The 20,255-nt window shown below is 68.7% G+C and carries 20 protein-coding genes; 14 read left to right on the forward strand and 6 right to left on the reverse strand.

What is annotated here, in order from left to right; genetic code table 11:
* Window positions 1-126 precede the first annotated feature (126 nt).
* The 4 genes from DIE04_RS23665 to tam all read left to right on the forward strand — a co-directional run bounded on the left by DIE04_RS23665 (window position 127) and on the right by tam (window position 3,105).
* Complete coding sequence (locus DIE04_RS23665) at window positions 127-1,446, forward strand: DUF3422 family protein (protein WP_124520830.1); 1,320 nt, start codon at window positions 127-129, stop codon at window positions 1,444-1,446.
* Between the two features lie 35 nt (window positions 1,447-1,481).
* The gene (locus tag DIE04_RS23670; protein WP_124520828.1) at window positions 1,482-1,682 is read left to right on the forward strand and encodes a hypothetical protein; all 201 of its coding nucleotides are present in this window, start codon (window positions 1,482-1,484) and stop codon (window positions 1,680-1,682) included.
* Window positions 1,683-1,764: 82 nt separating this feature from the next.
* Window positions 1,765-2,199, forward strand: coding sequence for a GNAT family N-acetyltransferase (locus DIE04_RS23675; protein WP_044848060.1), 435 nt, complete (start codon window positions 1,765-1,767; stop codon window positions 2,197-2,199).
* Between the two features lie 120 nt (window positions 2,200-2,319).
* Window positions 2,320-3,105: a trans-aconitate 2-methyltransferase gene (gene tam / locus DIE04_RS23680; protein WP_124520826.1), complete on the forward strand. Its 786-nt coding sequence runs from the start codon at window positions 2,320-2,322 to the stop codon at window positions 3,103-3,105.
* Window positions 3,106-3,155: 50 nt separating this feature from the next.
* On the opposite strand, the gene DIE04_RS23685 is transcribed toward tam, so the two are convergent.
* On the reverse strand, window positions 3,156-3,746 hold the full coding sequence (locus DIE04_RS23685; protein WP_044848062.1) for a GNAT family N-acetyltransferase: 591 nt from the start codon (window positions 3,744-3,746) through the stop codon (window positions 3,156-3,158).
* Between the two features lie 410 nt (window positions 3,747-4,156).
* Here DIE04_RS23685 and DIE04_RS23690 point away from each other — a divergent pair, with 410 nt between their 5' ends.
* Window positions 4,157-4,561, forward strand: coding sequence for a nuclear transport factor 2 family protein (locus DIE04_RS23690; RefSeq protein ID WP_044848063.1), 405 nt, complete (start codon window positions 4,157-4,159; stop codon window positions 4,559-4,561).
* A gap of 126 nt (window positions 4,562-4,687) precedes the next feature.
* On the opposite strand, the gene DIE04_RS23695 is transcribed toward DIE04_RS23690, so the two are convergent.
* The 3 genes from DIE04_RS23695 to DIE04_RS23705 all read right to left on the reverse strand — a co-directional run bounded on the left by DIE04_RS23695 (window position 4,688) and on the right by DIE04_RS23705 (window position 8,219).
* Window positions 4,688-6,169: an aldehyde dehydrogenase family protein gene (locus tag DIE04_RS23695; protein ID WP_124520824.1), complete on the reverse strand. Its 1,482-nt coding sequence runs from the start codon at window positions 6,167-6,169 to the stop codon at window positions 4,688-4,690.
* Window positions 6,170-6,191: 22 nt separating this feature from the next.
* Window positions 6,192-7,142 (reverse strand): agmatinase, encoded by a 951-nt coding sequence (gene speB, locus DIE04_RS23700; protein ID WP_044848300.1) that lies wholly within the window; start codon window positions 7,140-7,142, stop codon window positions 6,192-6,194.
* A gap of 168 nt (window positions 7,143-7,310) precedes the next feature.
* Window positions 7,311-8,219 (reverse strand): helix-turn-helix transcriptional regulator, encoded by a 909-nt coding sequence (locus tag DIE04_RS23705; protein WP_124520822.1) that lies wholly within the window; start codon window positions 8,217-8,219, stop codon window positions 7,311-7,313.
* Window positions 8,220-8,417: 198 nt separating this feature from the next.
* Here DIE04_RS23705 and DIE04_RS23710 point away from each other — a divergent pair, with 198 nt between their 5' ends.
* The 3 genes from DIE04_RS23710 to DIE04_RS23720 all read left to right on the forward strand — a co-directional run bounded on the left by DIE04_RS23710 (window position 8,418) and on the right by DIE04_RS23720 (window position 11,542).
* Window positions 8,418-8,762, forward strand: coding sequence for a cupin domain-containing protein (locus tag DIE04_RS23710; RefSeq protein ID WP_124520820.1), 345 nt, complete (start codon window positions 8,418-8,420; stop codon window positions 8,760-8,762).
* Window positions 8,763-9,025: 263 nt separating this feature from the next.
* The gene (locus tag DIE04_RS23715) at window positions 9,026-10,486 is read left to right on the forward strand and encodes an FAD-binding oxidoreductase (protein ID WP_124520818.1); all 1,461 of its coding nucleotides are present in this window, start codon (window positions 9,026-9,028) and stop codon (window positions 10,484-10,486) included.
* Window positions 10,487-10,621: 135 nt separating this feature from the next.
* Window positions 10,622-11,542, forward strand: coding sequence for a LysR family transcriptional regulator (locus DIE04_RS23720; RefSeq protein WP_044848305.1), 921 nt, complete (start codon window positions 10,622-10,624; stop codon window positions 11,540-11,542).
* 124 nt (window positions 11,543-11,666) lie between these two features.
* Here DIE04_RS23720 and DIE04_RS23725 read toward each other — a convergent pair whose 3' ends face one another.
* Window positions 11,667-12,035, reverse strand: coding sequence for a hypothetical protein (locus DIE04_RS23725; protein ID WP_044848306.1), 369 nt, complete (start codon window positions 12,033-12,035; stop codon window positions 11,667-11,669).
* 21 nt (window positions 12,036-12,056) lie between these two features.
* On the reverse strand, window positions 12,057-12,413 hold the full coding sequence (locus DIE04_RS23730) for a helix-turn-helix domain-containing protein (RefSeq protein ID WP_124487024.1): 357 nt from the start codon (window positions 12,411-12,413) through the stop codon (window positions 12,057-12,059).
* A gap of 135 nt (window positions 12,414-12,548) precedes the next feature.
* Here DIE04_RS23730 and gstA point away from each other — a divergent pair, with 135 nt between their 5' ends.
* The 6 genes from gstA to DIE04_RS23760 all read left to right on the forward strand — a co-directional run bounded on the left by gstA (window position 12,549) and on the right by DIE04_RS23760 (window position 20,123).
* A complete protein-coding gene (gene gstA, locus DIE04_RS23735; protein ID WP_124520816.1) occupies window positions 12,549-13,181 on the forward strand; it encodes a glutathione transferase GstA in 633 nt (210 codons plus the stop codon).
* A gap of 86 nt (window positions 13,182-13,267) precedes the next feature.
* Window positions 13,268-13,648 (forward strand): hypothetical protein, encoded by a 381-nt coding sequence (locus DIE04_RS23740; protein ID WP_124520814.1) that lies wholly within the window; start codon window positions 13,268-13,270, stop codon window positions 13,646-13,648.
* Window positions 13,649-13,739: 91 nt separating this feature from the next.
* Window positions 13,740-15,029 (forward strand): TolC family protein, encoded by a 1,290-nt coding sequence (locus tag DIE04_RS23745; protein WP_124520812.1) that lies wholly within the window; start codon window positions 13,740-13,742, stop codon window positions 15,027-15,029.
* An 11-nt stretch (window positions 15,030-15,040) separates the two neighbouring features.
* On the forward strand, window positions 15,041-16,555 hold the full coding sequence (locus DIE04_RS23750; RefSeq protein WP_124520810.1) for an efflux RND transporter periplasmic adaptor subunit: 1,515 nt from the start codon (window positions 15,041-15,043) through the stop codon (window positions 16,553-16,555).
* Window positions 16,552-19,758 (forward strand): efflux RND transporter permease subunit, encoded by a 3,207-nt coding sequence (locus DIE04_RS23755; RefSeq protein ID WP_124520808.1) that lies wholly within the window; start codon window positions 16,552-16,554, stop codon window positions 19,756-19,758. Before DIE04_RS23750 ends, DIE04_RS23755 begins: the two co-directional genes overlap by 4 nt.
* Entirely contained in the window at window positions 19,755-20,123 is a 369-nt protein-coding gene (locus DIE04_RS23760; RefSeq protein ID WP_124520806.1) for a copper-binding protein, read from the forward strand. The genes DIE04_RS23755 and DIE04_RS23760 overlap by 4 nt, the downstream gene beginning before the upstream one ends.
* Window positions 20,124-20,255 lie beyond the last annotated feature (132 nt).

Raw genomic sequence — 20,255 nt, forward strand, 5'->3', positions numbered from 1 at the left:
ATGCGTTTTTATTGTCGCTGTGTGTCTGCCATAGTGGCATCGAGCCGGCCGCATCGTTCGATGCGGTGCGGCGATCACGCCGGCGTGCCCGGCACGCAGCGCCGAACAGGGAAGAGTGGTGTACCGATGATGGATCATCCATTGCGTGCCGCACTGGCCGCGGAATTGCATGCGCGGCCGTTCCTGCGGCTCGCCGAAGCCGTGTCGCTCACGCACTACGCGATCTACGCGGACGGCCAGCCCGACATCCACGAAACGCTGCTGCACGCGTTGTGCCGCGACACCGGCATTGCCGCGCCGCAGGACGGCGCGACCCACTACGCGGTGCAATCGCCGGGCGGCTGGTACCTGAAGTGGGAGCGCCATACCGAATTCTCGACCTTCACGTTCGTCGCGCCGCGCCGCGACACCGGCTATTTCGACGATCTCGCGATCGAAGGGATCCCGGCCGCCTGGTTCGCACGGCTCGCGGGCATCCGCTTCGTCGCGGTGCGCATGGAGTTGCTGTCGGGCGATGCCGCGCGGCTCGTGTGCGGCGACCTGCGCCGCTGGATCGACGGGCCCGCGCTCGTCGGCAGCAACGTGCTCGGCGGCGGCAAGGTGTACTGCGACTGGCACGTGCGCGACGACGGCTTCATGCGCTTTCTCGTCGTCGACGAGGATTTCCGCGAGGAGCAGGGCGGCCGCCTGCTGCAGCGCCTCCATGAAATCGAGACGTACCGGATGATGGCGCTGCTCGCGTTGCCGGTCGCACGGCGCATGAGCCGCGAGCTCGACGAGATCCACGCGGCGCTGCATGCGCTGATGCAGCGGATGGACGCGGGCGGCGCCGACGGCGACGACGCGGCCTTGCTCGTGAAGCTCACGCATCTCGCGGTGCGGGTCGAAGCGCTGTCGGGGTCCGGCGGCCGCTTCAGCGCGTCGCGTGCTTACGAAAAGCTCGTGCTGGCGCGCATCCACGAGCTGCGCGAGGAGCGCATCGAAGGGATGCCGACGATCGCGGAGTTCATGGAGCGGCGCTTCGCGCCGGCGATGGAAACCTGCCGCAGCGTGTGGGCGCGTCACGAGCAGATCGCCGCGCGGATCGCGCGCGCGGTCGACCTGCTGCGCACGCGTGTGAATCTCGCGCAGGAAAAGGACGTCACGCGCCTGCTGGCGGGCATGGAGCGCACCGCGCGCAACCAGCTGCATCTGCAGCACGCGGTCGAAGGGCTGTCGGTGGCGGCCATTTCGTACTACGTGCTGTCGCTCGCGACCGCGGCGTTCAAGGCGCTGCACGTGATGAACCTGCCGGTCGATCCCGAACTGGCGGAGGGCCTGTTGATCGCGCCGGTCGTGTTCGCGGTGATTCACATCACGCGGCGCACGCGCGCGCAGCTCGCGCGGTCGGAGGCCGCGCATGGCGGCGCAGCCGTGCAAGCGGCGGCGTTGAAACAGGCAAATTGAATCAGAACATCGACGACATATCGAAAGGAGTGGAGATGACTTTTACGCAATCGCAAGCGGTTTTTTTCACTGGCTACGACGCATTCGACGAACCCGTTCGGGATGACGCCGGCGCGCCGGAAGAGGTGCGCGTGACGTCGTATCAGGCCGTGCTGCAGGAGCCGATGACGTCGCTCGTCGGCAGCACGATCGATCGGCCGGATGTCGCGGCGGTGGCGATTCTCGGGTACAACTGACGCCTGGTCGTTTCGCGTCGATTCACGACGTCCGCCGTGGGCGCTGCAGGCCCGGCGGCCCCTTCACGTACACCTTCACGCCATGAACGCGCATCCCGCCGTTTCGCTTCAACTGACCGACATCGAGCAGCCGGCCGCACGCGACCTCATCAGCCGCAAGCTCGGCGAGTTCAACCACGCGATGACGGGCCGATCCGACACGGCGGCGCTCGACGTCTACGTGACCGATCCCGCGACCGGCGAGGTCGTGGGCGGCCTCACCGGCCGGACGTCGCTGGGCCTCTTCTTCATCGACCTCTTTTACCTGCCGGAGTCGCTGCGTGGCGGCGGTTTCGGCAGCCGGCTGCTGCGCGAGGCCGAAGCGGAAGCGAAGCGGCGCGGGTGTGCCCGCGCGGTGCTGTACACGATTACGTTCCAGGCGCCGGACTTCTACCGGAAGCACGGTTACGAGGCGTTCGGCGAGGTGCCGTGCGAGCCGGAAGGGACGGCACGCGTGTTCATGGTCAAGACGCTTTGAGCGAGGTAGCCTGACGTCACCGCGCCGGCGTCGCTACCGAAGACCGGCGGGATCGCAGCATGTGCTGCATCGACGGCGACGGGTAGCGCGACGCCGTCCACGCCGACCCGGAGGCATATCGTGACAACGCCACCCGATCAATACGCCAGACAGTACGTGCGATTCGAAGACGAACGCACGCGGCCTGTCCGCGACCTGCTGGCCGCCGTGCCGGACACGCCGATCCATACCGCGCTCGACATCGGCTGCGGGCCCGGCAATTCGACCGAAGCGCTGATCGCGCGTGCACCCGACGCGACGGTGCGCGGGATCGACGCGTCGCCGGACATGATCGCGGCCGCGCGCAAGCGCCTGCCCGCGCTGCGTTTCGATCTCGCGGATGTCTCCACGTGGGACGATCCGGGCGGCTACGACCTGATCCTGTCGAACGCGGTGCTGCAATGGGTGCCGGCGCACGACACGCTGTTTCCGTCGCTCGTCGGCCGGCTCGCGCCGGGCGGCCATCTCGCGGTGCAGATGCCCGACAACCTCGACGAACCCGCGCACCGGCTGATGCGCGCGGTCGCCGGGGGCGGGCCCTGGGCGGACAAGCTCAAAGGCGCGGCGCGCACCGAGCGGTTCGACGCGCGGTATTACTACGCGCTGCTGTCGCCGTCGTGTTCGCGGGTGGATGTCTGGCGCACGACCTACTACCATCCGCTGCGCGGCGGCGCCGATGCGGTCGTCGAATGGTTCAAGGGCAGCGCGCTGCGGCCGTTCCTCGCGGCACTCGATGAAGGCGAACGCGACGCGTTCGTCGCGCGCTATCGCGATGCGCTCGCCGGTCCGGATGGCTACCCGTCGCTCGACGACGGCACCGTGCTGCTGCCGTTCCCGCGCCTGTTCATCGTCGCGACGCGGAAGTAAGGCGAGCAAAGGCGAAAGCAGGACCGGAGCGGGCGGCGGCGGGTCGTCGGTCAGGACAGCGGCCGCATCGATTCCGGATCGACCGTCCGGCTCTTCGCGCTTTGCCCGTCGCGCAGATCCTTGTACCAGAAGAGGGCGACTTCCCCGTCGTTCGCGCCGTCGGCGTACAGGAAGCGGTCGTGGCCGCCCACGACGAAGCCCGCCCGCGCGTACGTGCAGCAGGCCGCGACGTTGTTCGCCTGCGTTTCGAGCCGCATGAAGCCGAACCCGCGGCTGCGCGCCCACGCTTCCGCTGCCGCGAGCAGGAACTGGCCGATCCCTTGCCGCCGGCAGCTGCGATCGACCGCGAGTTCCGCGATCTCGGCCATCCCGTTCCAGCTTTCCGTGATCGCGACGAATCCCGCGAGGCGCCCGCCCGCGCTCGCGCGGAACAGCGCGGTGCCGCCGGACGCCTCGCGCGCCCAGCCGGCCGGATCGAAGCCGTAGTCCTTGCGCTGCACGGGCAGCGCGCGCAAATCGAGCAGATCCTGGTACGGCGCATTCAGCTCCCACGCGATCTCGAACGAAAAGTCGCATCCGTTCAGTTCGTCGGCGGGCAGATCGACCGCCTGTTCGATGCTGATGTGCTCGGCTCGGTCCATGTGTCGGTGTCCTGTCTTCAGCGGGATTGCCTGGTCTTCCCCCGGGGCGGCCGCCGCCGCCTTGCAGCGAGAGCCGGATCGCACCCGTTCCTGTTTTGAATTGATGCGCTCGCACGATGTCTCTTCCCGCGGCGGCGCTCAACGCCCGATTATGCGGGATATCGGCGCGGACTCATCCGCATCTCGTCTCGTGGCGGAGCGCCGATCGCGGCCATGCCGCGTATTCATCGGCGCGTTGCTTCACCTGGCAGGGCGATGCGACCACGCAACGGATTGCTCATACGGAATCCACACGGCCCGATTGCCGGAGACCCTCATGGGGGCCGCTTCGCGGTTCGACTATGCTGAATTGTCCGCGGCGCGGAATTCCGCGCCGCGACGCGGCGAACCTGCGATGACGGGAGGGGGCGATGAGCGAGCAAGACAACGTGCAACTCGTGCAGCAGGCATACGCGGCGTTCGGCCGCGCGGATATCGAGGGCATTCTGCAGACGCTGTCCGACAGCGTCGACTGGTTCATCCCGGGGCCGGCCGACGTCGTTCCGTTCGTCGGCAGACGACATGGGCCGCAGGCGGTCGCGGCGTTCTTCGCGGCGCTTGCGTCGACGCAGACCGCGGAACGCTTCGAGCCGCTCGAGTTCATCGCGAGCGGCAACCGGGTCGTCGTGCTCGGCACGCAACGCTGGCGTGTCCATTCGACCGGGCGCACTTACGAGGACGACTGGGTGCACCTGCTCACGATCGAAAGCGGGAAGATCGCGGCGTTCGTCGAGTATCACGATACGGAGGCCGAAGCGGCCGCGCATCGACGGTGACGGTGCCGAAGATGCGCCGGGCCGCTGTGCCCGGCGGCTTCGGCATCCCGCGCGGCCGGCATGGCCCGCGGTGCCGCGCCGGCCCGCCGGGGATGGTGCCGCCGGCGGCCTGAACGGCCGCGCAGGTCAATCGATCGCGCGCATCGCGTGGCGCAGTTCCTGGTAGCTGCGCAGGCCCGTCACGCCGAGTTCGCGGCCGATTCCGCTGAGCCCGAAGCCGCCCCAGCACACATGCGGGTAGATGAGTTGCGGCGCGTTGATCCACACGAGTCCGGCACGCACGCGTGCCTGAAACTGCTTCGCGATTTCCGCGTCGCGCGTCACGACGGTCGCGACGAGCCCGTAGCGCGTGTCGTTCGCGAGCGCGATCGCCTCGTCGTCGGTACGGAACGACTTCACGCACGCGACCGGGCCGAACACCTCGTCGGTCCACAGCAGGTTGTCGGCGGGCGGCTCCGCGACCACGACGGGCGCCATGAAGAAGCCGTTGCCGCCGGCTTCGGCGACGCGCCCGCTGAACGCGACGCGCGCGCCCGCCGCGATGCCTTGCGCGAGCATCGCCTCGACGCGCGTGCGGTGCGCGGCCGAGATCATCGGCCCCATCGCGACCTCCGCGGTGGCAGGCGGCGCGACGACGAGCGCGCGCACGGCCGTCTCGAAAGCGGCCATGAAGCTGCGATAGAGGCTGTCGTGCACGAGGATGCGCGCGGTGGCCGAGCACATCTGGCCCGCGTTCGTGAAGGCGCCGGCGACCGCGAGCGACACCGCGACGTCGAGATCGGCGTCGTCGCGCACGATCAGCGACGACTTGCCGCCGAGTTCGAGCGTCACGCGCTTCATGTCCTCGGCCGCGGCCTGCATGACCTTGCGGCCGGCGGCCGTGCTGCCGGTAAACGAGATCTTGTCGATCAGCGGATGCGCGGTCAGCGCCGCGCCGACCTCGGCGCCGCCGTTCACGACGTTGACGACGCCGTCCGGCACGCCGGCTTCGGCGATCAGGTCGAGCAGCGCGTGCTCGGCCGGCGACGTCAGTTCGGACGGCTTCAGCACGACCGTGCAGCCGGCCGCGAGCGCGGGCGCGAGCTTCCACGCGGTCGTGACCATCGGGAAGTTCCACGGCACGATCAGCGCGGCGACGCCGAGCGCGTCGTGGAAGCGTTCGGCCGCGACGGTGTCGCTCGGCAACGCGACGGGCTCGGCCTCGAACAGCGCCGTGTTTCCGCACAGCGTCGCGTAATACGCGAACGTCGCGGCGACATCGCCGACGTCGGCGTCGGCCTCGAAAGGCGGCTTGCCGCTCACCTGCATCTGCAGCGCCGCGAGCCGCTCGCGGTCGGCTTCGACGCGCTCGGCGATCGTCGCGAGCAGGCGGCCGCGCTCGGCGGCCGGCGTGTCGCGCCAGCCGGCGAACGCGTCGCGCGCGGCGCGGACCGCGGCGTCGACGTGCGCAGCCGTCGCGAATTCCTGCCAGCCGATCGTCGCGCCGGTCGACGCATCGAAGATCGGCGCGCCGGCTTCATCGGAATGCGTGCGCACGGGCTGGCCGGCGATGCGCGCGGCGGGCAGCACGATGGCCGCGGCGGAAGGGGAAAGCTCGGCGGTGGACATGAACGTGTTCCTGTCGATCGGATTAGCGGTAGGCGACGCCCGGCATCACGCAGAGCATCTCGAATGCGAGGTTCGCGCCGACGAGCGCGGTGGTGCCGGTCGGATCGTACGGCGGCGACACTTCGACGAGATCCGCGCCGACGATGTTCAACCCCTTCATCCCGCGAATGATCTCGAGACCCTGCTGCACCGACAGGCCGCCGATTTCCGGCGTGCCGGTGCCGGGCGCGAACGACGGATCGAGACCGTCGATGTCGAAGCTGAGATACACAGGCGTGTCGCCGACGCGTTCGCGCACCTGCGCCATCAGCGGCGCGAGCGACCGGTTCCAGCATTCCTCCGCCTGCACGACGGTGAAGCCCTGCTGGCGGCACCAGTCGAAATCGTCCGCGTGATAGCCGGTGCCGCGCAGGCCGATCTGCGTGACCTTGTCGCATTGCAGCAGGCCGTCTTCCACCGCGCGGCGGAACGGCGTGCCGTGCGCGATCTTCTCGCCGAACATCGTGTCGTTCACGTCCGCGTGCGCGTCGACGTGCACCACGGCGACCTTGCCGTATTTCCTGTGCAGCGCGCGCAGGATCGGCCACGCGATCGTGTGGTCGCCGCCGAGCGTGATCGGCCGGCAGCCGTGCGCGACGATCTCGTCATACGCGTGCTCGATGCGGCGCACCGAATCCTTCAGGTCATAAGGGTTGGTCGCGACGTCGCCGATGTCGGCGACCTGCAGCGAATCGAACGGCGCCGCGCGCGTGGCCATGTTGTACGGGCGCAGCAGCACGGATTCGGTGCGGATCTGGCGCGGGCCGAAGCGCGAACCCGAGCGGTTCGACGTGCCGAGGTCGAGCGGCACGCCGACGAAGCACACGTCGAGGCCGTCGGTCGTGTCGGCCTGCGGCAGGCGCATCATCGTGGCGATGCCGCCAAAGCGCGGCATCTCGTTGCCGCCCATCGGCTGGTTCAGTTCGCGGTGCATGGGGCCGTCTCCTCTTTATGGTGAAAAGCGATCGGCCGATGGTAGAGGAGAACGCGGGCGCGAAGATCTTGAAGTCGCAACGTTTACATCGACGGGTCTCGATGCGAACGGCGGCGCCGCATCGACGCGGCGCGACCGGCTGCGGGCGACCGGCTGCGGGCGACCGGATCAGCCGGCGATCGCGGGCGGCGTGCCGGCGTCGTCGCCGTCGTTGCCTGCGTGGTCACGCGTTGCGGCCACAGGAAACGCCGGCACGGCCGAGCCCCACGCAGCCAGCTCGCGCTTCGTGCGCACCCCGAGCTTCGCGAACGCACGCTTCACGTACGACTCGGCCGACGCGACGCGCACGCCGAGGATGTCGGCGGTTTCCGGCACGGTCTTGCCGGAGATCAGGTGCTTGCAGGTTTCGTATTCGCGCTTCGACAGCTTCACGCCGTCGGCCGCGATCCGCGCGTCGAACTGCGCGAGCGGATGCACGTCGGGCGTCGGGTGCGCGATGCGCCGCGCGGCGGTGGTCGATGCGTGCAGCTCGAGCAGCGGGAACAGCACGTCGCTGATGCTGCGAAAGCGGTTCATTTCGGCGAGCGTGAACGGCGGGCGGTCGCGGCCGCGTTCCAGCGCGATCGAATGCTGCGCATAGCGGGTGCCGCGCGCGAGCACGCATTCATGGCCGATATGCACGTCGTCGAACAGCCGCTGGCGGAATTCGCCGGGTGGGATCGCCGCGATGTCGCGCACGACCAGCATCGTGCCCGTCTTGCCGCGCAGCCCCGCGAACAGCGGGTCGCTGTCGAGAAAGCGCTCGTAGTAGAGCGTCATCACGTCGGAGATGTCGGCGGTCGCGGTGCCGATGCCGCTGCTGCCGATCCATTCGCAGCGGTAGCCGGTGGGCATCGTGCCGTCGACGCGCGAGCGCTCGACGTGCGCGACGTCGAGCGGCACGACGTCGTTCAGCAGTTGCGTGAGACGCGGCACGAAGTGCGGCGTGCCGACCGTCTCGATCAGCTCGCCCAGCGCCTTGAACGACACGTTGAAGCGGTCGGTGTCGCGGTGGAAGGGGTTCACGTTGAGCAGCATGCGGTTCCCCGGTGAAAAGCGGCGGCGATTCTAGCGTCCGAAGTCAAAAACGTCATTAGGGGGAAATACGGTACGGAGTCCTGCGACCCTGCGCGCCGCGGAAAACGCGGTTTGTCCCCCCCGCAGGGGGGCATACCGGGGCAGTGTAAATGAGTAACTTTGTCTCTGCTTTTTTCAATCGAGAGACGAAAGATTCAAATGACCAAACTGATCAAGGACATCCTGCCGCTGGGCGCAGGCGTGGGCGAATTCACGAAGCTCGACTTCGGGATGGACGAAAGCGACTGGCGCGCGGCCGAAGGCAAGAGCGGCGGCTACCTCATCGGCTGGTGGGAAGGCAAGGTCGGCTCCGTGGAGTTCCCGGAAACCGCGGCGGACGAAGCGGTGTGGCTCGTCGAGGGCCGGATCGCGCTGACCGATGTCGAAGGCAACCGCAAGGAATTCACGCCGGGCCAGGGCTACCTGCTGCCGGCCGGTTTCGCGGGCCGCTGGGAAACGATCGAGGACGCGAAGAAGTTCTACGTGCTGCTCGAGAAGTCGTGATGTGAGCGGCCGCCGTGGCGTCGTCGTCAGGTTGACGCGAGGCCCGGCGGCGGCGTTTTCGATCGACTGCAGGCGACGTCCGTCGCGCGGGTGTCGAAGGCGCGCGTCGCGGCTTGCGGTGCATCGCGCCGATCGTCGCCGTCGGCGCGACCGAGGCAACCGCGGCGATAGAAGTAATCGGCGCAATCGCTGAATTCGGCGAATTCGGCACGCCGTGCACGCATCGCACGCGCGGGCCGCGATCAGGTGGGATGGCTGGGATCATGGAAATGGAAGTCAACGAAGCAACACAAGCCGCACCGGCTCACGCGCACGCCGCGCGTCACGCGCCGGTCGCACTGGGCGCCGCCGAGGCGCTCGCGAATACGAAACTGTTCCCGTACTGGCTCGACAACCCGGCCGCGCCGGCCGCCGAGCCGGAACTCGTCGGCGACGTGACGGCCGACCTGCTGGTCGTCGGCGGCGGCTTCACCGGGCTGTGGACGGCCGTGCAGGCGAAGGAACAGATGCCGCACCTGAACGTGGTGCTGATCGAGGCCGGCAAGGTCGCGCACGGCGCGTCGGGCCGCGCTGGCGGGATCATCTCGACGTCGGTGATGCACGGGCTGCCGAACGCGGTGCGCGTGTTCCCGAACGACATCGCGCAGCTCGAGGCATTCGGCCACCACAACCTCGACGGCTTCGAGGACACGCTGAAGCGCTACGCCATCGACGCCGACATCGAGTGGAACGGCGAGATGACGGTCGCGGTGGACCCCGGGCACCTCGCGCACCTGAAGGGCGACTACGACCTGCATCGCGAATACGGGCACGACGTCGTGCTGCTGAACCGCGAGGAAACGCTCGAGCAACTGAACTCGCCGCTGTTCGCGGGCGCGCTGTGGTCGCGCAACCGCAGCGGCATCGTGCATCCGGCGAAGCTCGCGTGGGGGCTCAAGCGCGCGGCGCTGTCGCTCGGCGTGAAGCTGTACGAGCACACGCCGCTCACGACCGTCACCGACGAAGGCGGCACCGTGTACGTGACGACGCCGAACGGCAGCGTGCGCGCGCCGCGTGTCGTGTTCGGCAGCGGCACCGCAAAGGTTGGCATTCCGGATATCAATCGCCGCGTGATGCAGGTGCGCGATCACGTGCTCGCGACCGAGCCGCTCACTGACGAACAGCTCGCGCGGATCGGCTGGAAGAACCGCCAGGGCGTGTACGACACGCGCACGCAGCTCAACTATTTCCGGTTGACGAAGAACAACAGCATCATCTTCGGCGGGCTGGTCAGCTATCACTTCGACGGCGACCCGGAACCGCACCAGGACGGCCGGCGCGAAACCTACTACCGGCTCGCGGAGGCGTTCTACCGGACCTTCCCGCAACTCGCCGACGTGCGCTTCTCGCACGCGTGGGGCGGCCCGATCGACTACTGCTCGCGCGGCTCGGTGTTCGCGAAGCGCTATCTCGGCGGCAAGGCCGTGTTCGTCGCCGGCTACACGGGCTTCGGCGTCGCGGCGAGCCGGTTCGGCGCGTTCATGGGGCTGAACATCCTGTTCGACCGCGACAGCCCGGAGCGCAAGCTCGACATCGCGAACCAGAGCCCGAGCTACATCCCGCCCGAGCCGATGCGCTGGGTCGCCGCGAAGATCACGTTCCACGCATTCGACGGCGCGGACGCCGAAGGCGGCTGGAAGCGTGCGTGGATCAACGGGCTCAAGGCGATGGGCTTCCCGATGTAAGCGCCGGTCGTTCACGAACGACGGGTATGGCGCGTGCCGTTGCCGATGACGGCGCGCGTCCGGTCAGGTTCATCGGCGCGGGCGGCCGGTGTCGTGCCGGCCCGGCAACGCGCGAGAAGCGCAGCGGCTTGAAGCATGTTTTCGAATACCACCGATCTCGATCTCCGGCTCATCCGGGTCTTCCTGGCCGTCGTCGACGCACGCGGCATCACGGCCGCCGAGGCATCGCTCGGCGTGCGGCAGTCGACCATCAGCACGCAGCTCTCCGCGCTGGAAGCGCGTGTCGGCTTCAAGCTGTGCGACCGCGGTCGCGGCGGCTTTCGGCTGACATCGAAGGGCGAACGCTTCGCGGCCACGGCGCGCACGCTGGTCGCGGCGACGTCGGAGTTCGTCGCGCGCGTGCGCGACATCGACCGCAAGCTGGTCGGCACGTTGTCGATCGGGCTGATCGGGCAGGCGCCGCTCGTCGAGAACGCGCGCGTCGCCGACGCGATCGGCACGTTCCGCAAGCGCGACCAGGCCGTCACGTTCTCGATGAAGGTCGCATCGCCGCAGGAACTCGAGGAGGGCCTCGTCAACAACCAGCTCGATTTCGCGATCGGGTATTTCTGGCATCGCGTGCCGGGGCTCGACTACACGCCGTTGTTTACCGAGGAGCAGGTGATCTACTGCGGTCGCGGCCATCCGCTGTTCCATGTGTCGCGGCCGGTGTCGATGGACGACCTGCAGGCGCACGACTGGGTGTGGCGTACCTATCCGGTGCCGGAGGAACAGTGTCCGCTGCCGGAGCGGCGCGTGACCGCGAGCGCGGACAGCATCGAGGCCGCGACGATCCTGATCCTGTCGGGCGGCCATCTCGGCTACCTGCCCGCGCATTACGCGGAGCCGTTCGAGCAGCGTGGGCTCGTGAAGGCCGTCGGCCGTGCGACGTTCGGCTTCGATGTGCCGCTGCATCTCGCGATGAAGCGCAACGCGAGCGGCAAGCCGATCGTCGATGCGTTCCGCGAGGACTTGCTGCGCGCGTTCAACATCAAGGCGGCCGCGCTGGCTGCATAGCGCGTGCCGCCCGCGAGGTCGCGCCGCCCCCGCAGGCGCGAGGCGCAGCGGCAGGAATCGCGAAACGCGTGTCGCGGGCGGCGGGCGAACGCGCGGGATGTGAACGCGTATCGGGCGGGTCGCGTTACGCGCTTGCGCTGTCGTCGCGATATCCGCTCTTGCCGTCGAAGATTTCCTTCAGCGCGGCGCGCAGCGCGACGGGATCGTGTTCGCCGGGCGCAAGATGAATCACGTAATGCGTGTTGCCGTCGAGCCGCGCGGCGGTGCGCTCGTCGAGTTCGACGTCGAGCGTGTCGCCCGTGAGGCGCACCGACAGGTCGTTCACGTGCGCGGTGAGCTGGTCGAGCACCATCACCTCGATCGACGTTTCCTCCGGAAAGCGCAGCAGCGAGAAGCAATAGTTCTGCGCCGCGTCGTGGCAATAGATGTTCGCGAAGCTTTCGTCGTCGTCGACATCGGACGTGGCCGCGCCGACGGTAGCGTGTAGTTCCATGATGTTTCTCTCGGTAAGGGGTTATCGGGGCAGCGCGGCTTGCGCGTCGACCTCGCAATGCGCATCGCGCGCCTTCAGCCACAGCCCGAATGCGCGCATGACCTCGACGACGGGCCGCAGCCGGTCGCCGTCCGCGGTCAGATCGTACTCGACGCGCACCGGCACTTCCGGATACACGGTGCGCCGCACGAAGCCGGCGTCCTCGAGCGCGCGCAGATCGAGCGTCAGCATCCGCTGCGAGATGCCGGGCATGTCGCGGCGCAGGTCGCTGAAGCGCTTCGGCCCGTCGAGCAGATACGACACGAGCAGCAGCCGCCAGCGGCCGCCGAGCATGCGCATCGCTTCTTCCACGGAACATCCTGTCGCACTCGTCTTCATGCCGCTGACCCTGTCGGTAACTTTTTTGTGACTACGGCACAAACGACTGCCTTCTTCTCAGCGCCGCGCCGATGCGAGATATTAGCGCCCGCGTCGCGGCGAATCGATAGTCGAACCACCCAATCAAGGAAACGCATGAAGCTTTATCACGCTCCCGGCAGCTGTTCGCAGGCCATCTGCATCGTGCTGCGCGAAAGCGGCATCGACGCGCAGGTCATCAAGGTCGACGCGCGCAAACACGTCATTGAAGACGGACGCAATTACTACGATGTGACCGAACTCGGCTGCGTGCCGCTGCTCGAACTCGACGACGGCACGATGCTGCGCGAAGGACCGGTGATCGCGCAGTATCTCGCGGACCGGCGCCCCGAAGCGCGGCTCGCGCCCGCGTACGGCACGCTCGCCCGCTACCGGCTGATGGAATGGCTGAACTTCCTCGGCACCGAGATCCACAAGGGCTTCATCCCGCTGCTTTACGCGGTGCAGGCGGGGCAATACGTCGACCCGGTGCGGCAGAAGCTCGACAGCCGCTTCGCGTGGATCGACCGGCAGCTCGACGGCAACCCGTATGTGACGGGCGACACGTTCACCGTCGCCGATGCGTACCTGTTCGCGCTGACGGGCTGGGGCAAGGCCGACTGGATGCGCTCGGTGTACAACGCGGACATCGACCTGAGCCGCCATGCGAACCTGCGCGCGTGGTACGAGCGGGTGCGGGCGCGGCCGGCCGTGCAGCAGGTGCTCGCCGCGGACAGGCTGGCACGCTAGCGCGTTTTGGGGGCGGCGCCGGACACCGTAAGAAGCCGCTCACGTCGCCGCGCCATACCGCAAACCGCCGCGCTATAATCGCCGCCATGAAACTGCTTCGGACCTTCGTCCTGCTGCTGCTTTGCGCGGTGCTGCCCATCAGCGGGCTGGCAGCCAGCGGCTTGACCGGTGAATGTCCGATGCAGCACACGATGTCGATGGAAGCGAACGCGGGCATGAGCATGTCCGCCGACATGAGCGGCTGCGATTCGATGAAAGCGTCGCCCACCGACACCACGAAGGCCAAAGCGAAGGGCATGGCCTGCAAGGTGACGGCCCAATGCCAGTTCGGCAGTCTCTATCACCCGGCCGCCCGCGCCGACGTGAGCCGTCCCGCTGCATTCGCCAGCACGATCGTCTTCCACTACGCGCAGTCCGTCCCGATCCGCGACCCGAACGGGTTGTGGCGCCCGCCCCGCATCAGCTGATCCCGATTTGACCGGTTCACCGCCGAGGCGGTGAGGTTCGTCCCGTGTTCGGGACGTGGAATCCATTCGGGTTCCGACTTGGGGTTACACCATGTCATTCGATTTCTGCACACCGCGCATGCGGCGTGCGTGCCGGCGCGCGCCCGTGCTTTGGGCGGCGCTGCTGGCGGCGGGCGTCCATGCGCAGCAGTCGCCCGTCACGCTGGACGCCGCGCTGCAGTCCGCCACCGAACGTTCCGCGTCGATGCAGGCCGCGCAGGCTTCGGTGCGCGCGAGTTCGGAAGCGGCGGTCAAGGCCGGCCAGCTGCCGGACCCGATGCTCAAGGCCGGCATCGACAACCTGCCGGTCAACGGCGGGCAGCGCTTCACCGTCGGCCAGGACTTCATGACGATGCGCCGCATCGGCATCGAGCAGGAATGGGTGTCCGGCGACAAGCGGCGGCTGCGCGCGGCGCTGGCCGACGAGCGAGTCGGCCGCGAACTCGCGGACTATCTCGTGCAGCTGGCCACGGTGCGCCAGCGGACCGCCGCGGCCTGGCTCGACGCCATCTACGCGAAGCAGGCGCTCGCGCTTCGCCAGGCGCTGCTCGATCACATGCGGCATGAGCTCGACGCGACGCAGGCGTCGTATCGCGGCGCGAAGGCGAGCGCGGGCGAGGTCGTCCAGGCTCGCGCGATGCTGGCGCAAACGCAGGATCAGGTGCTCGACGCGCGGCAGGCCTATGGCACCGCACTCATCGCGCTCGGCCGCTGGACGGCTGCGCCCGTCACGGACGTGACGGGCACGCCGCCCGCGCCCGAATCCTTCGTGGCGTCGTTGCCGCCGGACGAACTGCGCGTGTCGCAACCGGCGCTCGTCGCCGCCGCGGACGACATCGCGGTCGCCGAGGCCGACGCCGCGGTGGCCGACAGCGAGCGTAGCCCGAACTGGACGTGGGAGATCGCGTACCAGCAGCGCGGCGGCGCGTATTCGAACATGGTGTCCGTCGGCGTCACGATCCCGTTGCCGCTCGATCGCAAGAACCGGCAGAACCGCGACGTCGCCGAAAAGGCCGCGCTCGCGACGAAGGCGCGCCTGATGTACGAGGACACGCTGCGTCAGGTGCAAGCCGATATCCGTACGCAGTCCGAAACGCTGGCAAGCGGCCGCGAACGCCTCGCGACCCTGCGCGAATCGCTGTTGCCCGCCGCCGGGCAGCGCGTGCAGCTCGCCACGGCCGCCTACCGGGCCGGCACCGGTTCGCTCGCCGACACGTTCGCCGCCCGGCGCGCGCAACTGGACGCGCAGTTGCAGGTGCTCGAGCTCGGACGCGACGTGTCGCGGACCTGGGCGCAGCTCGAATATCAGGTCGTGCCGTCGACGATGGCCGCCGCGCAGTGAAGGAGAACCTCATGACGAAGCAATCACTGGCGCGTGCGGTGCTGCTGGCATGCGCGGGCGCGGCGCTGCTCGGCGCGGGTTATGTCGCGGGCATGCGCCATGCATCGGGCGGCGCGGCAACGGCTGCCGTCGCGGCGGCAGGCACGCCCGATTCGCTGGCAGGACGCAAGGTGCTGTACTGGCACGACCCGATGGTGCCGAACCAGCACTTCGACAAACCGGGGAAATCGCCGTTCATGGACATGCAACTGCAGCCCGTCTATGCGGACGAGGGCGGCGACGCACGGGGCGTCCGGATCGATCCGGGCCTGCAGCAGAACCTCGGCATCCGCTATGCGACCGTGCGCCGGCAGCAGACGGCGGACGGTTTCGATGCGGTGGGCACCACGCAATTCGACGAATCTCGCGCGGACGTCGTGCAGTCGCGCGTCACCGGCTACATCGACCGGCTTTACGCACGGGCGCCGATGCAGCGCATCGAAAAGGGCGCGCCGATCGCGTCGCTGTTCGTACCGGAATGGCTCGCGCCGCAGGAGGAATATCTCGCGCTCAAGCGGGGCGGGATGGACGGCAGCCTGCTCGATGCGTCGCGCGCGCGGATGCGTGCGCTGTCGATGCCCGACGCGATGATCGCCGCGCTCGATCGCACCGGCCGCGCGCAGACGCACGTCGTGCTGAGCGCGCCGGAAACCGGCGTCGTCAGCGAACTGAACGTGCGGGACGGCGCGATGGTCGCGCCGGGACAGACGCTCGCGAAGATCGCCGGGCTGTCGACGCTCTGGCTCATCGTCGAGGTGCCGGAAGCGCTAGCGCTGAACGTGCAGCCGGGGATGGCGGTCGACGCGACGTTCGCGGGCGATCCGGCGCGGCACTTCACCGGCCGCATCCGCGAAGTGCTGCCCGGCATCAGCACGGGCAGCCGCACGCTGCAGGCGCGCGTGGAGGTCGACAATGCGGCGCTCAGGCTCACGCCCGGCATGCTGATGCGCGTGCATGTCGCGGCGCGGAAGGCGGTGTCGCGCCTGCTGGTGCCGTCCGAAGCGGTGATCGCGACCGGCAAGCGCACGATCGTCATCGTGAAGACGGGCGACGGCCGGCTCCGGCCTGTGCCGGTGACGGTGGGCAACGACGTCGGCGGCGACACGGAAGTGCTCGACGGGTTGAGCGAAGGCGATATGGTCGTCGCATCGGGGCAGTTCCTGATCGATTCGGAAGCGAGCCTGAAAAGCGTGCTGCCGCGGCTGGAAGGCGCGGCGAGCGCGAGCGCCGCGCAAGCGCCGGCCGCCGCGGCCGCGCCGGTGTATGAAACCACCGGCAAGGTCGAGCAAGTCACCGACGACGACATCACGTTCTCGCACCAGCCGGTGCCGGCACTCGGCTGGGGCGCGATGACGATGGCGTTCGGCAAGCCGTCGGCACACGCGTTCCCGGACGTGAAGGCTGGCCAGACGGTGCGTTTCGCGTTCGTGCAGCGCGAGGACGGCTACCGGCTGACGAAGGTCGAGCCGCAGGGAGGCACGCGATGATCGCGCACGTGATTCGCTGGTCCGTCCGCAACCGCTTCCTGGTGCTGCTCGCCACCGTGCTGATCGCGGCGTGGGGCGCGCATGCGCTGCGGCAGACGCCGCTCGATGCGCTGCCCGACCTGTCGGACACGCAGGTGATCGTCAAGGCGTCGTATCCGGGCAAGGCGCCGCAGGTCGTCGAGGACCAGGTCACCTATCCGCTGACGACCACGCTGCTCGGCGTGCCGGGCGCGAAGACCGTGCGCGCGTACTCGTCGTTCGGCGACGCGTTCGTCTACGTGCTGTTCGACGACCACACCGACCCGTATTGGGCGCGTTCGCGCGTGCTCGAATACCTGAGCCAGGTGCAGAGCCGCCTGCCCGCGGGCGCGACCGTGTCGCTCGGGCCGGATGCGACCGGGGTCGGCTGGGTGTACGAGTACGCACTCGTCGATCGCACCGGCCGTCACGACCTCGGGCAACTGCGTGCGCTCAACGACTGGTTCCTGAAGTTCGAGCTGAAGGCCGTGCCGGACGTGTCGGAAGTGGCGAGCGTCGGCGGGATGGTGCGCCAGTACCAGGTCGTGCTCGATCCGGACAAGCTGCGCGCGTACGGCATCACGCAGGCGGCGGTCGCGGACGCGCTCGGCAAGGCCAACCAGGCATCGGGCGGCGCGGTCGTCGAGCTGGCCGAGTCGGAGTACATGGTGCGTTCGTCCGCCTACCTGCGCACGCTCGACGACTTCCGGCACGTGGTGCTGCGCACCGACGACGCGGGCACGCCGGTGCTGCTCGGCGACGTCGCGCGCATCCAGGTCGGCCCGGCGATGCGGCGCGGGATCGCGGAGCTGGACGGGCAGGGCGAGGTGGCGGGCGGTGTCGTCGTGATGCGCTCGGGCAAGAACGCGCTGACGACGATCGACGCGGTGAAGGCGAAGCTCGCCGACCTGAAGCGATCGCTGCCGCCCGGCGTCGACATCGTCACGACCTACGACCGCTCGCAATTGATCGAGCGCGCGGTGGACAACCTCCGCGACAAGCTGATCGAGGAGTTCGTGATCGTCGGGATCGTCTGCGCGGTGTTCCTGTTCCACCTGCGCAGCGCGTTCGTCGCGATCCTGTCGCTGCCGCTCGGCGTGCTGGCCGCGTTCATCGTGATGCGCTACCAGGGCGTGAACGCGAACCTGATGTCGCTGGGCGGCATCGCGATCGCGATCGGCGCAATGATCGATGCGGCGATCGTGATGATCGAGAACGCGCACAAGCATCTGGAGGCATACGGCCACGCGCATCCCGGCGAGCCGATCCCGACGGCGCGGCGCTGGGAACTCGTCGCGACGTCGGCCGCGGAGGTCGGGCCGGCGCTGTTTTTCTCGCTGCTGATCATCACGCTGTCGTTCGTGCCGGTGTTTTCGCTCGAAGGTCAGGAAGGCAAACTGTTCGCGCCGCTCGCGTTCACGAAGACCTACACGATCGCCGCCGCGGCCGCGCTGTCGGTGACGTTGGTGCCGGTGCTGATGGGGTATCTCGTGCGCGGCCGCATTCCGCCCGAGCACGCGAACCCGATCAACCGCGTGCTGACCCGCGTGTACCGGCCGCTGCTCGAAGCGACGCTGCGGCGCCCGTGGCGCGCGATCGGCGTCGCGATTGCCGCGCTGTTGCTGACGGCCGTGCCGTTGTCGCGGCTCGGCGGCGAGTTCATGCCGCCGCTCGACGAAGGCGATCTGCTGTACATGCCGACCGCGCTGCCGGGCATCTCGGCCGACAAGGCGAGCGAACTGCTGCAGCAGACCGACCGGCTGATCAAGACCGTGCCCGAGGTCGACACGGTGTTCGGCAAGTCGGGGCGCGCGGATACGGCGACCGATCCCGCGCCGCTCGAGATGTTCGAAACGACGATCCGCTTCAAGCCGCGCAGCGCATGGCGGCCGGGGATGACGCCGGAGAAGCTCGTCGACGAACTCGATCGCACGGTGAAGGTGCCGGGCCTGTCGAACGTGTGGGTGCCGCCGATCCGCAACCGGCTCGACATGCTCTCCACCGGCATCAAGACGCCGGTCGGCGTGAAGATTTCCGGGCCGGACCTGGCGGGGATCGACGCGATCGCGACGCAGGTCGAGGCGGCGGTGAAACAGGTACCGGGCGTCACGTCGGCGCTCGCGGAACGGCTGAACGGCGGCCGCTACCTCGACGTCGACGTCGACCGGCTCGCGGCCGCGCGCTATGGGCTGTCGGTGGCCGACATCCAGTCGGTGGTGTCGTCGGCGATCGGCGGCGAGGATGTCGGCGAAGTGATCGCGGGGCGCGAGCGGTTCCCGATCAACCTGCGCTATCCGCGCGAGCTCCGCGATTCGCTCGAGAACCTGCGGCAACTGCCGGTCGTCACCGCGCGCGGCGCGCAGATCCGCCTCGGCGACGTCGCGCGCATCGCGATCGCCGACGGGCCGCCGATGATCCGCAGCGAGAACGCGCGGCTGTCCGGCTATGTGTACGTCGATATCCGCGGCACCGATCTGAGTACGGCAGTCCGTGCGATGCGGCAGGTCGTTGCGCAACAGGTCGCATTGCCGCCCGGCTATTCGATCGCGTGGTCGGGACAGTTCGAGTATCTCGAACGCGCGGCGGCGACGCTGCGCACCGTGGTGCCGGTGACACTCGTCGTGATCTTCGTGCTGCTGTTGGTCACGTTCGGCTCCGCGGCCGATGCGCTGCTGCTGATGTCCACGGTGCCGTTCGCGCTGATCGGCGGCTTCTGGCTCGTCTGGGCGTTGGGCCACGCGGTGTCTGTCGCGACGTCGGTGGGCTTCATCGCGCTGGCGGGCGTGGCCGCCGAGTTCGGCGTCGTGATGCTGCTGTACCTGAAGGGCGCGCTGCAGCGCCGCCTCGACGCCGGCGCGCCGCTGACCGATGCCGTGCTGCTCGACGCGATTCGCGAAGGCGCGGTGCTGCGCGTGCGGCCGAAAGCGATGACGGTCGCCGTCGTGCTGGCCGGCCTCGTGCCGATCATGGTCGGACACGGCGCCGGCTCCGAAGTGATGCAGCGCATCGCCGCGCCGATGGTCGGCGGCATGATCACCGCGCCGCTGCTGTCGATGTTCGTCATTCCCGCCGCGTGGCTTCTGCTGCAGCGCCGTCGTGCGCGAGGCGCGAGCCGTCAGCGGCAATCCGATGCAGTTCCTCACGGCATGAACGTGCCGTCCACCCCCACTGGAGAGTCTCGATGAAGATGAATCAATTGATTGCTGCTGCCGCCACCGTGCTCGCGACCGGCGCGTTCACCATGCCCGCGCTTGCCGCAGGAGACATGTCGGGCATGGACATGTCCGGCATGAAGATGTCGTCGGGCGGTGCGGCCGAGTCGCACGCCGCGCTGACCGATGCCGAAGTGAAGAAGGTCGATGCCGCGAGCGGCAAGATCACGCTGAAGCACGGCGCGCTCGAGAACGTCGGAATGCCGCCGATGACGATGGCGTTCAAGGCGAAGGACGCGGCCATGCTCGCCGAGGTCCATGCGGGTGACAAGGTGAAGGTCCGCGTCGAGAACGTCAACGGCACGCTGACGATCGTCAGGCTCGTGAAGGCGTCGTAAGCGCGGGGAAGCGGGCGGCATGGCCGCCCGCCGCGAGCGTCGTCAAGCGCGGTGCGGTGACGACGGTCGCGTTCGGGGGGCGTACGCCTGTCGGGCGACGCGCCCGATCCGCGCCGTCGAGCGTGTTCAGTG

It is taken from the genome of Burkholderia sp. Bp8994 (genome assembly GCF_003853805.1).
Lineage (GTDB): Bacteria > Pseudomonadota > Gammaproteobacteria > Burkholderiales > Burkholderiaceae > Burkholderia.

Bases quoted from the DNA above. Each gene is read 5' to 3' on its own strand.
- DIE04_RS23710 (WP_124520820.1), top strand. From the start codon at position 8,418: ATGACCAAACTGATCAAGGACATCCTGCCGCTGGGCGCAGGCGTGGGC.
- DIE04_RS23685 (WP_044848062.1), bottom strand. From the start codon at position 3,746: ATGGACCGAGCCGAGCACATCAGCATCGAACAGGCGGTCGATCTGCCC.
- DIE04_RS23715 (WP_124520818.1), top strand. From the start codon at position 9,026: ATGGAAATGGAAGTCAACGAAGCAACACAAGCCGCACCGGCTCACGCG.
- DIE04_RS23760 (WP_124520806.1), top strand. From the start codon at position 19,755: ATGAAGATGAATCAATTGATTGCTGCTGCCGCCACCGTGCTCGCGACC.
- DIE04_RS23730 (WP_124487024.1), bottom strand. From the start codon at position 12,413: ATGAAGACGAGTGCGACAGGATGTTCCGTGGAAGAAGCGATGCGCATG.
- DIE04_RS23720 (WP_044848305.1), top strand. From the start codon at position 10,622: ATGTTTTCGAATACCACCGATCTCGATCTCCGGCTCATCCGGGTCTTC.
- DIE04_RS23675 (WP_044848060.1), top strand. From the start codon at position 1,765: ATGAACGCGCATCCCGCCGTTTCGCTTCAACTGACCGACATCGAGCAG.
- gstA (WP_124520816.1), top strand. From the start codon at position 12,549: ATGAAGCTTTATCACGCTCCCGGCAGCTGTTCGCAGGCCATCTGCATC.
- DIE04_RS23755 (WP_124520808.1), top strand. From the start codon at position 16,552: ATGATCGCGCACGTGATTCGCTGGTCCGTCCGCAACCGCTTCCTGGTG.
- DIE04_RS23695 (WP_124520824.1), bottom strand. From the start codon at position 6,169: ATGTCCACCGCCGAGCTTTCCCCTTCCGCCGCGGCCATCGTGCTGCCC.
- DIE04_RS23750 (WP_124520810.1), top strand. From the start codon at position 15,041: ATGACGAAGCAATCACTGGCGCGTGCGGTGCTGCTGGCATGCGCGGGC.
- DIE04_RS23745 (WP_124520812.1), top strand. From the start codon at position 13,740: ATGTCATTCGATTTCTGCACACCGCGCATGCGGCGTGCGTGCCGGCGC.
- DIE04_RS23690 (WP_044848063.1), top strand. From the start codon at position 4,157: ATGAGCGAGCAAGACAACGTGCAACTCGTGCAGCAGGCATACGCGGCG.
- DIE04_RS23665 (WP_124520830.1), top strand. From the start codon at position 127: ATGATGGATCATCCATTGCGTGCCGCACTGGCCGCGGAATTGCATGCG.
- DIE04_RS23705 (WP_124520822.1), bottom strand. From the start codon at position 8,219: ATGCTGCTCAACGTGAACCCCTTCCACCGCGACACCGACCGCTTCAAC.
- speB (WP_044848300.1), bottom strand. From the start codon at position 7,142: ATGCACCGCGAACTGAACCAGCCGATGGGCGGCAACGAGATGCCGCGC.
- DIE04_RS23670 (WP_124520828.1), top strand. From the start codon at position 1,482: ATGACTTTTACGCAATCGCAAGCGGTTTTTTTCACTGGCTACGACGCA.
- DIE04_RS23740 (WP_124520814.1), top strand. From the start codon at position 13,268: ATGAAACTGCTTCGGACCTTCGTCCTGCTGCTGCTTTGCGCGGTGCTG.
- DIE04_RS23725 (WP_044848306.1), bottom strand. From the start codon at position 12,035: ATGGAACTACACGCTACCGTCGGCGCGGCCACGTCCGATGTCGACGAC.